Annotated in this window: 12 protein-coding genes; 8 read left to right on the top strand and 4 right to left on the bottom strand. The window is 72.1% G+C overall.

What is annotated here, in order from left to right; all coding sequences use genetic code 11:
• Nucleotides 1-530: 530 nt before the first annotated feature.
• The 8 genes from HMPREF2863_RS07435 (at nt 531) to xerD (ending at nt 9,325) form a co-directional block, all read left to right on the top strand.
• Nucleotides 531-1,373 carry a tetratricopeptide repeat protein gene (locus HMPREF2863_RS07435; protein ID WP_070639169.1) on the top strand — a complete coding sequence of 281 codons (843 nt, stop codon included), beginning with the start codon at nt 531-533 and terminating at the stop codon, nt 1,371-1,373.
• Nucleotides 1,373-2,179, top strand: coding sequence for an HAD-IIA family hydrolase (locus HMPREF2863_RS07440; RefSeq protein ID WP_067191105.1), 807 nt, complete (start codon nt 1,373-1,375; stop codon nt 2,177-2,179). Before HMPREF2863_RS07435 ends, HMPREF2863_RS07440 begins: the two co-directional genes overlap by 1 nt.
• Nucleotides 2,176-2,970, top strand: coding sequence for a TlyA family RNA methyltransferase (locus HMPREF2863_RS07445; RefSeq protein WP_070639171.1), 795 nt, complete (start codon nt 2,176-2,178; stop codon nt 2,968-2,970). Before HMPREF2863_RS07440 ends, HMPREF2863_RS07445 begins: the two co-directional genes overlap by 4 nt.
• A gap of 81 nt (nt 2,971-3,051) precedes the next feature.
• Entirely contained in the window at nt 3,052-4,131 is a 1,080-nt protein-coding gene (locus HMPREF2863_RS07450; protein ID WP_070639173.1) for an NAD kinase, read from the top strand.
• Entirely contained in the window at nt 4,128-5,882 is a 1,755-nt protein-coding gene (gene recN / locus HMPREF2863_RS07455) for a DNA repair protein RecN (RefSeq protein WP_070639174.1), read from the top strand. The genes HMPREF2863_RS07450 and recN overlap by 4 nt, the downstream gene beginning before the upstream one ends.
• A gap of 14 nt (nt 5,883-5,896) precedes the next feature.
• On the top strand, nt 5,897-7,594 hold the full coding sequence (locus tag HMPREF2863_RS07460) for a CTP synthase (RefSeq protein WP_070639293.1): 1,698 nt from the start codon (nt 5,897-5,899) through the stop codon (nt 7,592-7,594).
• Nucleotide 7,595: 1 nt separating this feature from the next.
• Nucleotides 7,596-8,321: an NUDIX domain-containing protein gene (locus tag HMPREF2863_RS07465; protein ID WP_083315305.1), complete on the top strand. Its 726-nt coding sequence runs from the start codon at nt 7,596-7,598 to the stop codon at nt 8,319-8,321.
• On the top strand, nt 8,318-9,325 hold the full coding sequence (xerD, locus tag HMPREF2863_RS07470) for a site-specific tyrosine recombinase XerD (RefSeq protein WP_070639176.1): 1,008 nt from the start codon (nt 8,318-8,320) through the stop codon (nt 9,323-9,325). The genes HMPREF2863_RS07465 and xerD overlap by 4 nt, the downstream gene beginning before the upstream one ends.
• 305 nt (nt 9,326-9,630) lie before the next feature.
• Here xerD and HMPREF2863_RS07480 read toward each other — a convergent pair whose 3' ends face one another.
• From HMPREF2863_RS07480 to HMPREF2863_RS07495, 4 genes are all read right to left on the bottom strand, one after another.
• Nucleotides 9,631-10,773 carry a bifunctional 2-methylcitrate synthase/citrate synthase gene (locus tag HMPREF2863_RS07480; RefSeq protein ID WP_070639180.1) on the bottom strand — a complete coding sequence of 381 codons (1,143 nt, stop codon included), beginning with the start codon at nt 10,771-10,773 and terminating at the stop codon, nt 9,631-9,633.
• 67 nt (nt 10,774-10,840) lie between these two features.
• Nucleotides 10,841-11,779 carry a methylisocitrate lyase gene (prpB, locus tag HMPREF2863_RS07485; RefSeq protein WP_070639182.1) on the bottom strand — a complete coding sequence of 313 codons (939 nt, stop codon included), beginning with the start codon at nt 11,777-11,779 and terminating at the stop codon, nt 10,841-10,843.
• Entirely contained in the window at nt 11,779-13,305 is a 1,527-nt protein-coding gene (locus HMPREF2863_RS07490) for an MmgE/PrpD family protein (RefSeq protein WP_070639184.1), read from the bottom strand. The genes prpB and HMPREF2863_RS07490 overlap by 1 nt, the downstream gene beginning before the upstream one ends.
• Entirely contained in the window at nt 13,302-13,991 is a 690-nt protein-coding gene (locus tag HMPREF2863_RS07495; protein WP_067191123.1) for a GntR family transcriptional regulator, read from the bottom strand. Before HMPREF2863_RS07495 ends, HMPREF2863_RS07490 begins: the two co-directional genes overlap by 4 nt.
• Between the last annotated feature and the right edge of the window lie 36 nt (nt 13,992-14,027).

The raw sequence follows: 14,027 nt of genomic DNA on the forward strand, positions 1-14,027 counted from the left end.
CTCTTGTCGGTGCCGGCTGGACCAGTGCCCAGCGCTGTCTCTGGCGGAGGCTGCCCTGGCCTTCTCGTCGTACGATGGGAAGTCGATCCGCTGTGTTCGTGGGCGGCTCCAGCATTCTTCCCTCGAGTAGTAAGGACCCCTGTATGAGCGACTCCCGTGACCGGGACCACCGATCCGAGCACCGTCATGAGGATCGTGACGGGGGAGGGGCCCAGAACGGGCGGCGCCGTGGTTCGGGCCAGGGCCGTCCCCTGCGTTCGGGTCGTCCTCATCGTGGTGGTCGCGGGCAGGGCGGTGAGGGTCGTCTCGACGGCGATGGCGGCCCCCGCCGCGGATCAGGTGCCCGTGCCGGCGGAGAGCGTCGTCGTGACGACGAGCGCCGTGGGGGACGTCCTGGGCGCCACGGTCGCGCCGGCGCAGGGAGGGACCGTGTTGAGAAGTCCACGTCCGGCAAGCCGCCGCACAATCCCAAGGACCTGCGCGCCTCCAACCGTGTGGACCAGGGGCGTTCTCCTGACATCGACGAGGATGTGACCGGCAAGGAACTCGACCGAGCCACGCTCAAGCAGGTCCAGGGTCTTGACGAGAAGCAGGCAGCCTGGGTCTCCAAGCACCTCGTGATGGCCGGCCGTCTCATGTACGACGACCCTGCCCAGGCCTTCCAGCATGCGCTGGCCGCCAGCCGCCGCGGCGGTCGGCTGGCCTGTGTCCGCGAGGCGGTCGCACTGACCGCGTATGCCGCCGGCGAATGGCACGAAGCGCTCCGTGAGTTCCGGACCTACCGCCGCATCACCGGCGACGAGACCCACATCGCTGCGCAGCTCGACTGCGAGCGCGCCCTCGGCCGCTCCGAGAAGGCCGTGAAGCTGGCGTCCGAGATCGACATGGCCACGCTGGACCGGGACGCCCGCGTCGAACTGGTCATGGTGCTCTCCGGAGCCTACGAGGACATCGGCGACCTCGACGCCGCGCGCAAGGCGCTGGAGATTCCTGAGCTCGACCGTCGCCGCGGGTACCCCTTCTCTCCGCGCCTGTTCCAGCGCTACGCTGACGTGCTCTCCGCCCTCGGCCAGGAGAAGGAGTCCCGTCAGTGGCAGCACTACGTGCGCGTCGCAGAGAAGGCCCTCGGCATGGGAAGCTTTGCCGACCCTGACATCGTGGACATCGACACCGGCCCGTCCGAGGAGGAGCGAGCCGAGCGCCGTGCCGCCCGGGACGCCGAGCGCGCCGCCCGTGCAGAACCCGTGGCGGCAGGCAAGGAAGCCGTCTCAGACACCGACGCGGACGTCGCTGAGGATGGCACCGACGCGGACGCCGCTGAGGATGCCGTGCCCGCGCAGGACGGCGCCGTGGACCCGTCGGAGCGTGACTGATGTCCACTGCGCGGTTCTTCCACGGTCACGACGGCCTGCTCTGCGACCTCGACGGCGTGGTCTACGCCGGCGCCGGTGCCATCCCCGGGGCCGTCGAGTCCCTGGCCGCGCTCATCGAGGCAGGCATCCCGGTCGCCTTCGTCACGAACAACGCCTCGCGGTCCCCGCAGACCGTGGCGGACCACCTGCGAGACCTCGGCGTCCCCACCGACGCCGAGCACGTCTTCGGCTCGGCCCAGGCCGGTGTCGCGCTGCTGCGGCAGCACGTGGCGGCCGGCGCGAGCGTGCTGGCGGTCGGCTCGGACTACCTGGCCGGCCTGCTCGGGGAGTCGGGATACCGCGTCGTCTGCTCGGCATCCGACCGTCCCGACGCGGTCGTCCAGGGGTTCGACCCGTCGGTCGGATGGGCACAGCTGGCGGAAGCCGCCTACGCCGTCAACGCCGGGGCCGTGTGGATCGCCACGAACCTGGACCTGTCCATCCCGCGCGCCGAAGGCGTGGCACCCGGCAACGGCGCCCTCGTCGGAGCGGTCTCCCACGCGACGGGCACCTGCCCGGTGGCGGCCGGCAAGCCGGAGCCCCACCTGTTCCAGACCGCTGCCCGTGAGCTCGGGCTGGTGAATCCGCTGGTCGTGGGGGACCGCCTGGACACGGACATCCGCGGCGGAAACGCCGCGGGCTTCGACACGGTCATGGTGCTCACCGGCATCGACACCCGCCAGTCGGCGGAACAGGCCCGGGAGGCCGACCGCCCCGGCTGGATCGTCGACGACATGACGGCACTGGCCGCCGAGATCGACCGGTGAGGGTCCGCGCAGACGTGGCGCTGGCCGAGCGCGGTCTCGCCCGATCCCGCACCGAGGCGGCCGCCCTCATCAAGTCCGGCCTCGTCCTCGCCGATGGCAGACCCGTCGCCCGGGCCTCCCAGCGCGTCCTGCCGACGACGGCACTCACCGTGGCCGACGACGGTCCACGGTACGTCTCCCGGGCCGCGCACAAGCTCGTCAGCGCCCTGGACGCCTTTCCGGACGTCGCCGTGGCCGGGCGCCGCTGTCTCGACGCCGGCGCCTGCACCGGCGGCTTCACCCACGTCCTCCTGGAACGGGACGCCGCCCACGTCGCGGCGGTGGACGTCGGCCACGGCCAGCTCCATGAGGTGCTGCGCACCGATGACCGCGTCCTCGTCCGGGAAGGGCTGAACGTGCGCACCCTCGTGCCGGAGGACGTCGACGGTCCCGTGGAGCTGGTCGTCTCCGATCTGTCGTTCATCTCCCTGCGCCTGGTGGTGGACGCCCTTGCCGGCGTCTGCGTCGACGGCGCGGACCTGCTGCTCATGGTCAAGCCGCAGTTCGAGGTGGGCAAGGCCGCCCTGCCGAAGTCGGGCGTCGTGACGAACCCGGCCGACCGTCGTCGTGCGGTGGCGGGGGTGCTGGAGGCGGCCGCGGCCGCCGGACTGGCCCCGCGGGGACTGGCCCGCTCCGGGCTGCCCGGGCAGGACGGCAACGTCGAGTTCTTCCTGCACCTGCGGCGCACGGACGCGCCCGCCTCCGCCGTCCTCGAAGACGTCCCGGGTCATGCCGATGTGGACTGGGCCTGAGGGGTCAGCCCCGCTGACTATGCTGGGACGACCGCGCCGTCGGCCCGCCGGCCGTCGGTGAGACACGTCCGGGAGGAACCCATGTCCGCCACCGCGCCGCGCCGCGCCCTCGTGCTCGCCCACACCGGCCGCCAGGACGCGATCGCCGCCGCCCTGCAGGCCGTCGACATGCTGGAGGGCGCCGGGCTGCGCGCCGTCCTCCTCGACACCGACGAGGCCGCCGTCCGCGAGCTCGCCCCCGGCGCCGAGGACTTCGCCCCCGAGATCCTCGGGCGGGACTGCACCCTCGCGGACATCAGCATCGGCCTCGTTTTGGGCGGCGACGGCTCCGTGCTCCGCGCCGCCGAGCTCGTGCGCGGCTCGCAGGTTCCGCTGGTCGCGGTGAACCTCGGGCACGTCGGCTTCCTGGCCGAGGCCGAGCGCACCGACCTGCAGCACACCGTCGAGGCCGTCGCGGCCGAGCGGTACACCGTGGACGAACGCATGGCCCTGGACGTGGTCGTCAAGGTCGCAGGGCGCCAGGTCGCCCGCACCTGGGCCCTCAACGAGGCCTCCGTGGAGAAGTCCAGCCGCGAGCGCATGCTCGAGGTGGTGGTCTCCGTGGACGATCACGCGCTGTCCTCCTACGGCTGTGACGGCGTCGTCATGGCCACGCCCACCGGCTCCACCGCCTACGCCTTCTCCGGCGGCGGGCCCGTCGTCTGGCCCGGAGTGGAGGCCCTGCTCTGCGTGCCGATCAGCGCCCACACGCTCTTCTCCCGCCCACTTGTGGTGGGTCCGGCGTCCACGCTCACCGTGGACGTGCTCACACGGACGAACGAGAACGGCGTCCTCTGGTGCGACGGCCGCCGCACGGTCGAGCTGCCGCCGGAGGCGCGCATCGAGGTCTCCCGCTCCGCTGAACCGGTGCGCCTGGCCCGTCTGTCCCTGACCCCGTTCTCCGAACGCCTCGTGCGCAAGTTCCAGCTGCCCACCGAGGGCTGGCGCGGTCCCGTCACCGGTGAGGACCGTGCGGAGGCGACCCGCACCGCCGTCGAGACCGTCGAGCCACGTCACGCGGCCCCCCGTCCGGTCGTCGTGCCGCCGGCCACCGCGGCGCTGCCGGTGGTCGACCTGCGCGGGCAGAGGGGGCCGTCGTCATCCACGGAGGACCGCCCGTGATCGAGTACCTGCGCATCGCCGACCTCGGCGTCATCTCCGCCGCGGACGTGGAGCTGGACCCCGGCTTCACCGTCGTCACGGGGGAGACCGGCGCCGGCAAGACGATGGTCGTCACCGCCCTCGGCCTGCTGCTGGGCCGCCGCGCCGACGCGGGCACCGTCCGCCACGGCGCTCGGCGCGCCGTCGTGGACGCAGGCCTGCGCGTGTCCGCCGACAGCCGTGCGCTCAGCCTCGCCGAGGCGGCCGGCGCCGTGGTGGAGGCGGAGGACGACGACGGCCCGGTGGACCTGGTCCTGAACCGCACCGTGGCCACGACCTCCGACGGGGGCGGCACCCGCTCCCGGGCGGCCGTCGGCGGCCGTTCGGCCCCCGTGAGCCTGCTCAGCGAGGTGGGCGCCCACCTGGTGGCCGTGCACGGCCAGGCCGACCAGCTGCGTCTGCGGTCCGCCGGAGCCCAGCGCCGGGCCCTGGACGCGTTCGCGGGGGAGGAGCTCGCCGCCGAGCTTGCCGCCTACCGCACCGCGCACGCGCGCTGGAAGGGCGCGACCGCGGAGCACGCCGAGCTCACCGCGGCCCTCCAGGAACGCGCCCGTCAGGCGGACGCCCTGCAGCGCAGCCTCGAGGAGATCGACGAGGCCGCCGTGGAACCGGGAGAGGACGAGGCCGTCCGTGCCAGGATCCGCCGGCTGGAGGACCACGAGCAGCTGCGGGCCACCGCCGCCGGTGCCTACGGCCGCCTCTCCGGCGCCGACCCGGACGCGGGGCAGGAGGTGCCCGGGGCGATCGCCCTCGTGGAGTCCGCCCGCCAGGAGCTGCTGGCCGCCCCCGGCGAGGAGGCGGAGCTGGACGAGGCCGCCCGCCGGCTCGGCGAGGCAGCCGTGGTGCTCAACGACATCGCCGGCGACATCGCCCGGTACCAGGCCGACCTGGACGCGGATGCCGAAGGCGACCTCGACGCGGCCCAGGCGCGCCTGGCCGAGCTCACCCGGCTGCAGCGACTCTACGGCCCGGAGCTGTCCGACGTGATCGCCTGGGCCGAGCGGGAGCGTCCGCGCCTCGACGAGCTGCAGGGGGACACCGACCGCCTGGACGGGCTCGCCGCGCTCATCGAGTCCTCCGGCGCCGAGGTCGCCGAACGTGCCGCCGCCCTGCGGCGGTTGCGCAGCCAGGCCGCCGCGCGCCTGGAGGAACAGGTCACCGAGGAGCTGCACGCGCTGTTCATGCCGGACGCCTCCTTCCATGTGGGGCTCATCCCGCTGCCGGAGGGGGAGTACGGCCCGCACGGCGCGGACGAGGTGGCCCTGCTGCTGCGCCCCCATGCCGGCGCCGAGCCGCGACCCCTGGGCAAGGGCGCCTCCGGAGGCGAGCTCTCCCGCGTGATGCTCGCCCTCGAGGTGGTCCTGGCCGCCACCGACCCCGTCCCGACCTTCGTCTTCGACGAGGTGGACGCCGGCGTGGGCGGCGAGGCCGCCGTGGCCATCGGCGCCCGGCTGGCCCGGCTCGCCGAACACGTGCAGGTCATCTGCGTCACCCACCTGCCGCAGGTCGCCGCCTGCGCGGACCGCCACGTGCACGTGCGCAAGAACTCGGACCCGGACGCCGGCGTCACCACCTCGGACGTGGCGGTCCTGGACACTCAGGGGCGGATCGAGGAGCTGGCGCGCATGCTGGCCGGGCACGCGGACTCCACCGCCGCCCGCGCGCACGCCCGGGAGCTGCTGGCCCAGGGTCCACAGGGACACCAGAGGTGAACGGGCCGCGCCCGGTGGTACGCTCGAATTCCGTGGTGCAACGTCATTCTCGTCTTCAGAAGTCCAGCCCGGTCACCCGCCAGATCTTCGTCACCGGTGGCGTGGCGTCCTCTCTCGGCAAGGGCCTCACCGCGTCGTCGCTCGGCCACCTGCTCCGCGCTCGCGGCCTCCGCGTGGTGATGCAGAAGCTCGACCCGTACCTCAACGTCGATCCCGGGACCATGAACCCGTTCCAGCACGGCGAGGTGTTCGTCACCGAGGACGGGGCCGAGACGGACCTCGACATCGGCCACTACGAGCGCTTCCTCGACGAGGACCTCGACGGTGTCAACAACGTCACCACCGGCCAGGTCTACTCCACCGTGATCGCCAAGGAGCGCCGCGGCGAGTACCTCGGCGACACCGTCCAGGTCATCCCGCACATCACGGACGAGATCTGCCGCCGGATGCGCCTTCCCGCCGCCCCGGCGGAGGGGAAGCAGGCACCGGATGTGATCATCACCGAGATCGGCGGCACCGTCGGCGACATCGAATCCCAGCCGTTCCTCGAGGCCGCCCGCCAGGTCCGCCAGGACATCGGCCGGGAGAACGTCTTCTTCCTGCACGTGTCCCTGGTGCCGTACATCGGCCCGTCGCACGAGCTGAAGACCAAGCCGACCCAGCACTCCGTGGCCTCCCTGCGCAGCATCGGCATCCAGCCGGACGCGATCGTCCTCCGCTCGGACCGCGAGGTCCCGGAGGATGTACGCGGCAAGATCGCTCGCATGTGCGACGTGCCCGCCGACGCCGTCATCAACTGCCCCGACGCGCCGTCGATCTACGACATCCCGAAGACCATCCACGCCCAGGGCCTGGACGCCTACGCCGTGCAGGCCCTGGACATGAAGTTCAAGGACGTGGACTGGACCCAGTGGGACGTTCTCATGCAGGCCGTCCACGAGCCCAGGCACCAGGTCGAGATCGCCCTGGTCGGCAAGTACATCGACCTGCCGGACGCGTACCTGTCCGTCACCGAGGCCCTGCGTGCCGGCGGCTTCGCCCACCAGGCCCGCGTCACCATCCGCTGGGTCCCCTCGGACGAGTGCGAGACCGCGGAGGGCGCCGCCCAGGCGCTGGCCGGTGTGGACGCGATCTGCGTCCCCGGCGGCTTCGGCATCCGCGGCGTGGACGGCAAGGTCGGCGCCCTGCGACACGCCCGCGAGCACGGCCTGCCGGCCCTCGGCCTCTGCCTCGGCCTGCAGGCCATGGTGATCGAGTACGCCCGCACCGTGCTCGGCTGGGCCGACGCACAGTCCACCGAGTTCGACCAGGACACCGACCACCCCGTGATCGCCACCATGGCCGAGCAGAAGGACATCGTGGCCGGCGAGGGCGACCTCGGCGGCACCATGCGCCTGGGCTCCTACCCGGCGACCCTGGTCCCCGGCTCCGTCGCCGCCGAGGCCTACGGCACCAGCGAGGTCACCGAACGCCACCGCCACCGCTACGAGGTGAACAACCGCTACCGCGGGGAGCTCGAGGAGGCCGGGCTGGTCTTCTCCGGCACCTCCCCGGACGGCTCCCTCGTGGAGTTCGTGGAGCTGCCCAGGGACCAGCACCCGTACTACATCGCCACCCAGGCGCATCCGGAGTTCAAGTCTCGCCCGACGAACGCCCACCCGCTGTTCGCCGGACTGGTCCAGGCCGTCCTCGACAACCGGCAGGACGCCTGAGATGGCACCGAAGCCGCAGCCGGACGCGGCCGCTGACGAGAACCGCCGCCGCGGGCGCGCGCCGCTGCGCGACGTCCACGCACCGCGCAGGGTCAAGAAGGCCAAGACCGTCTTCGAGGGCAGGGTGTGGGACGTGGAGCGGGAGACGTTCCGCATGGACCCCAAGGACAAGGACGCCGATCCGATCGTCCGCGAGGTCCTGATCCATCCCGGTGCCGTCGCCGTCCTGGCCACCCGCACCGCCATGACCTCCGCCGGTCCGCAGGAGCAGGTCGCGCTTCTCCGCCAGTACCGCCACCCGGTCGGCATGGAGCTCTGGGAGATCCCCGCCGGGCTGCGGGACAAGAAGGGCGAAGACCTGCACCAGGTGGCCGTCCGCGAGCTGTGGGAGGAGGCCGACCTGCGCGCCCGAGAATGGCACACCCTGGTCGACTTCTTCACCACCCCCGGCGGCTCCACCGAGGCCATCCGCGTCTTCCTGGCCCGCCAGGTGGAGGAGGTCCCGGAGGGCGAGCGGTTCACCCGCACGGAGGAGGAGGCCCATATGCCGCTGGCCTGGATCGCCGTGGACGAGGTGACCGACGCCGTCCTGGACGGGCGCATCCACAACCCGCAGGCCGTCGTCGCGGTCCTGGCCCTGCACGCCCACCGCGCCCGCGGCTGGCGGCGGCTGCGTCCCGCCGACGCGCCCTTCGTGCCCGGCCGCCAGGACGACCCACTGGGATGAGCACCGAGGACGCCGCGGCACCCTCCGCCGAGCTGACCGACGCCGTCCGGAGGTTCCTCGACCACCTCACGGTCGAGAAGGGCAGGTCCGCGAACACCCTCGCCGCCTACCGCCGTGACCTGGACCGCTACCTGCGCTGGCTGACGGCCTCCGGAGTGACCGCGCCGGAGGACGTGGCCACCGGCCACGTCACCGGCTTCCTGCAGGCGCTGTCCACCGGCGGGGACGGCGGCGCCGCGCTGGCCGTCCGCTCCGCCGCCCGGGTGCTCGTGGCCGTCCGCGGCCTCCATCGGTTCTGGGCCCTCGAGGGCCTTGCCGCGGACGACCCCGCCCGCGCCGTCTCCCCGCCGAAGCCCGGCCGCCGGCTGCCCAAGGCGCTGAGCATCGAGGAGACCACCGCGCTGCTCGAGGCCTGCTCCGTGGACACCCCCACGGGCCTGCGGGACCGCGCGCTGCTGGAGTTCCTCTACGGCACCGGCGCCCGCGTCTCCGAGGCCGTGGGCCTGGACGTGGACGACGTCGTGGGCATCACCGCCGCCCTGTCCGAGAGCACCGGATCCGCCCACCACGACGACGGCCCCGCGCCGGGCCAGCCCGTCGTCCGTCTGTTCGGCAAGGGCTCGAAGGAGCGCGTGGTCCCGGTCGGCCGCTACGCCGCGTCCGCCCTGGACGCCTACCTCGTCCGTGGCCGCCCCGCACTGCTGGCCGGGGCGACGACGTCCACGCCGGCCCTGTTCCTGAATACCCGCGGCGGCCGGCTGTCCCGGCAGTCCGCCTGGGCCGTCATCCGCAGCGCCGCCGAGCGCGCCGGGATCACCGCCGAGGTCTCCCCGCACACCCTGCGCCACTGCTTCGCCACCCACCTGCTCTCCGGCGGCGCCGATGTCCGGGTGGTCCAGGAGCTGCTCGGCCACGCCTCGGTGACCACCACGCAGGTCTACACGCTCGTCACCGTGGACACCCTTCGGGAGGTCTACGCCTCGGCCCACCCGCGGGCCCGGTGAGCCGGATGGGGCGTCGGGCGATGACGGGGCACGACGGGCACGTCCTGCTCGCGGTGTTCGCCGTGCACAACGTGGAGGAACTGGTCACGGGCAGCAGGATCCCACTCGTCGAGGAGACACTGCTGCGCCGGACGGGGCAAGGGCGGCCAGGAGCCTGTGTCCTGGCCGCCCTCACCGGCGCTGCGGCGTCAGTGCCGGCAACCGTCCTCGCACTCCGCGCCGCCCGCGCCGTGCGTCCCTGACGACGAACCGCCCGCAGTCGGCGCTCCAGGGGGCCGACCGCGGGCGGTCCGAGATGCGAGCGGTCAGCCGTTCGGCAGCTCGCGCTGGTCCGGACCGTTGTACTCGGACAGGGGGCGGATCAGGGCGTTGGAGGCACGCTGCTCCATGATGTGCGCGGTCCAGCCGGTGATGCGGGAGGCGATGAAGATCGGCGTGAACATCTCGGTGTCGAAGCCCATCAGGTGATAGGTCGGACCGGCCGGATAGTCCAGGTTCGGCTTGATGTCCTTGGCCTCGCCCATGGCGGCCTCGAGGCCGTCGTACAGGCCGAGCATCTCGTCGCGGCCGTAGTGGGCGATCATGCGGTCCAGGGCGGCCTTCATGGTCGGTACACGGGAGTCGCCGTTCTTGTAGACGCGGTGGCCGAAGCCCATGATCTTCTTCTTCTGGGCCAGGGCGTCCTCCATCCAGGCCTTCGCGCGGCCGGCGGCGTCCTCGCGGGACTCCTCCTTGCGGATGCCGATCTCGTCGAAGGTGTGCATGACCGCCTCGTTCGCGCCGCCGTGCAGCGGGCCCTTGAGGGCGCCGATGGCGCCGGTCACGGCCGAGTGCAGGTCGGACAGGGTCGAGGTGATCACACGGGCGGTGAAGGTCGACGCGTTGAAGGAGTGCTCCGCGTAGAGGACCATCGACACGCGGAACGCGTCGACGACCTCCTCCGGCTGCTCCTCACCGAAGGTCATCCACAGGAAGTTCGCGGAGTAGTCCAGATCCGCGTTCGGCTCCACGACGTCCTGGCCGCGGCGCCGGCGCTGGTCGTAGGCAACGACCGCCGGGAACGCGGCGAAGAGGGCCTTGGCCTTCTCCAGCTCGGCCTCCGGGGAGGAGTCCTCCGCCTTCGGATGGTTCGCGCCCAGCACGGAGACCGCGGTGCGGCCCACGTCCATCGGGTGGCAGTCGGTCGGCAGCAGGTCGATGGCCTGCTTCACGTTCGGGTCCAGGGCGCGGTGTGCGCGCTCGAACTCCTGGAACTGCTTGAGCTCTTCCTCGGTGGGCAGGTCACCGGTCCACAGCAGCAGGGCGACGGCCTCGAACGGCAGGTTCGCGGCGAGGTCCTGCACCGGGTAGCCGCGGTAGAGCAGGGAGTTGGTCTCCGGGTTCACCTTGGAGATCGCCGTGTAGTCCACGACGACGCCGGCAAGGCCCTTCTTGATCTCGTCAGACATGGTGTCCCTCCTTGGGGGAACGGCCGGCGGCGCGGCGTGGGGGTGCTGCGCCGCCGGCGGGGGTGGTTCAGAGGTTGGCGTTGTTGGACTCGATGTCGAGCGTCGGGACCTCGAAGTTGAAGATCCCGGTGTCGAACTGGTTGTACGCCTCGTAGTCCACGAGCTCGTAGAGACGCGCACGGGTGAGCATCTGGTCCACCTGCGACTGCTGGGTGCCCTCGGTGCGGATCGCGTCGAGCACGCGCTCGGAGGCGCCCATCGAGGAACGCAGCAGGGTCACGGGGTAGATCACCATGGCCACGCCGACGCCGGCGAGCTGGTCACGGGTGAACAGCTCCGACTTGCCGAACTCGGTCATGTTCGCCAGGACCGGGACGCCGAGGGGCTTCAGCTCCCTGCAGACGGTCTCGAACTCGCCGAGGTCCTTGAGGGCCTCGGGGAAGATCGCGTCGGCGCCGGCTTCCACAAGGGCCTTCATGCGGGCGATGGCCGCGTCCAGGCCCTCCACGGCGCGCAGGTCGGTGCGCGCCATGATGAGGAAGTTCGGATCACGGCGGGCATCCACGGCGGCGCGGATGCGCTTGACCGCGGTCTCCAGGTCCACCATGTTCTTGCCGTCCAGGTGGCCGCAGCGCTTCGGATTGAACTGGTCCTCGATGTGGCAGCCGGCCAGGCCGGCGTCCTCGAGCTCCTGGACGGTGCGCGCCACGTTCATCGGCTCGCCGAACCCGGTGTCCGCATCGATGATGCAGGGCAGGTCCGTGAGGCGGGCGATCTGGCCGCCGCGGGCGGCGACCTCGGTGAGGGTGGTCAGGCCGACGTCCGGCAGGCCCAGCTCGTTCGCCAGGACGGCACCGGAGATGTAGACACCGGGGAAGCCCTTCTCCTCGATCAGCCGCGCGGTGAGCGGGGTGAACGCGCCCGGGAACTGGGCGGCGCCGCCCTCGGCGAGCGTCGCGCGCAGGTTCTTGCGCTTCTGCTCGGCGGTGAGCGTGGAGTACAGCATCAGAACAGTCCCTTCGGGGCGTCGGCCAGGTCCTGCTCCGTCAGCCAGGCCGGGTCGGCCTTGACGTTGAGCTGGTCCAGCTCGCCGGCCTTGAGCTCGGACAGGCGCTGCACGGCGTCCAGGAACCGGTCCTGCTCCTCCGGGGTCACGATGCCCTCGGCCAGGGTGCGGAACTTCTGGATGTACTGCTCACGGGCGAACGGACGGGCGCCCAGCGGGTGGGCGTCGGCCACGGCGATCTCGTCGGTGATGACGGTGCCGTCGGCGAGCGTGATCTCCACGGCGCCGCCGAAGGCCTTCTCGTCCAGGTCCATCGAGTGGTAGCGGCGGGTCCACTCCGGGTCCTCCACGGTGGTCACCTTGTGCCACAGGGCGACGGTGTCCTCGCGGCCGGCGCGCTCCGGGGCGTAGGAGTCCACGTGGTGCCAGGTGCCGTCCTGCAGGGCCACGGTGAAGATGTACGGGATCGAGTGGTCGAGGGTCTCGCGGGAGGCCGTCGGGTCGTACTTCTGCGGATCGTTCGCGCCCGAGCCGATCACATAGTGGGTGTGGTGCGAGGTCTTGATGAGCACCGACTCCACGTTCTTCGGGTCGGTGGCCTCCGGGTGCTCCTTGTGGAGCTTGCGGGCCAGATCGATCCAGGCCTGGGCCTGGTACTCGGCGGAGTGCTCCTTGGTGTAGGTGTCCAGGATGCCGCGCTTGGGCTCGCCCTTCTCCGGCAGCGGGACCTCGTAGCGGGCGTCCGGGCCGTCGAGCATCCAGGCGATGACGCCGTCCTCGCCCTCGTAGATCGGGACCGGGGAGGTCTGGCCGCGCATGGCGCGGTCGGCGGCCTCGACGGCCATCTTTCCGGCGAACGCCGGGGCGTGGGCCTTCCACGTCGAGATCTCGCCCTTGCGCGACTGGCGGGGGGCGGTGGTGGTGTGCAGGCCCTGGCCGATCGCCTGGAAGATGGTCTCGGTGTCCAGGCCGAGCAGGGTGCCGATGCCGGCGGAGGCCGACGGGCCGATGTGGGCCACGTGGTCGATCTTGTGCTTGTGCAGGCAGATCGACTTGACGAGGTCGACCTGGACCTCGTAGCCCGTGGCGATGCCGCGGACCAGGTCCTTGCCGGAGCGGCCGGCGTGCTGGGCGACGGCCAGGATCGGCGGGATGTTGTCGCCCGGGTGCGAGTACTCGGCGGCGAGGAAGGTGTCGTGGTAGTCCAGCTCGCGGACGGCGACCCCGTTGGCCCAGGCGGCCCACTCCGGGGAGACCTTCTGGCCGATGCCGAAGACGGTGGCGCCCTCGCCGTTGGCGGACACCGGGTGGCACATGGCCTGCGCCCGGGCGGCAACGATCGGGCCGCGCTTCAGGGAGGCGACGGCGACGGAGGCGTTGTCGATGATGCGGTTGATGATCATCTCCTCCACCTCGGCCTCCACCTCGACGGGGTCGACGGCGACCTCGGCGAGCTTCCAGGCGAGCTGGTCCTCACGGGGGAGGTTCTCCTCCGAGCGGTAGACGCGGACTTCGTGGTTCTTCATCGGTTCTCCTTCGACGACGCGGTCAAGAGTGTGTCGGTGTGGTCGGGGGTCGTGTGGCTGGTCAGGTGGCGGAAGGCGTGGTGCAGGTGCACCCGCGTGGTGGCCTCGGCCAGGTCCCCGGCGCCGGAGGCGACCGCGGAGGCGATGTCCGCGTGTTCGGCCGCGGAGGCGGCCAGACGGGCCGGGTCGTTGGCGGAGAGTCGGCGCAGTCGGGCCAGGTGCAGCCTCAGGGTGCGCAGCGCCGAGACGAGGTAGGGATTGGCCGCCGCTTCGTCGAGGGCGACGTCCAGGTCGCCGGCCATGTCGTAGTAGTCCGAGGGGTCGGCCCCGGCGTCGAGGGCGTCGGCCACCGTGGCGAAGCGCTCGGCCAGGGCGCGGAAGCGGTCGGCGGTCTCGCCCCGGGCGCGCTCGGCGGCGCGGCGGGCGAGCAGGGACTCGAGGGCGATGCGCAGGTCGAACAGCTGGTCGGCCTGTTCGAGAGAGAGGTCTGCGACGAGGACGCCGCGGCCGCCGCCCTGCTCGGCCAGACCGTCGGCGACCAGCTTGGAGAGGGCCTCCCGCACAGGCGTGCGGGAGATGCCGAGGCGCTCGGCCTGCTCCACCTCTCCGAGCACGGTGCCGGGCGGCAGCGTCCAGTCCAGGATCTCGGACCGGAGCGTGTGGTACGCCCTCTCACTTGCTCGCATGACTCCAGTGTATACAGAACGAACGGAAGTAAGGGA

Origin of the sequence: Micrococcus sp. HMSC067E09 (assembly GCF_001812555.1) — a bacterium.
Classification (GTDB): domain Bacteria; phylum Actinomycetota; class Actinomycetes; order Actinomycetales; family Micrococcaceae; genus Micrococcus; species Micrococcus lylae.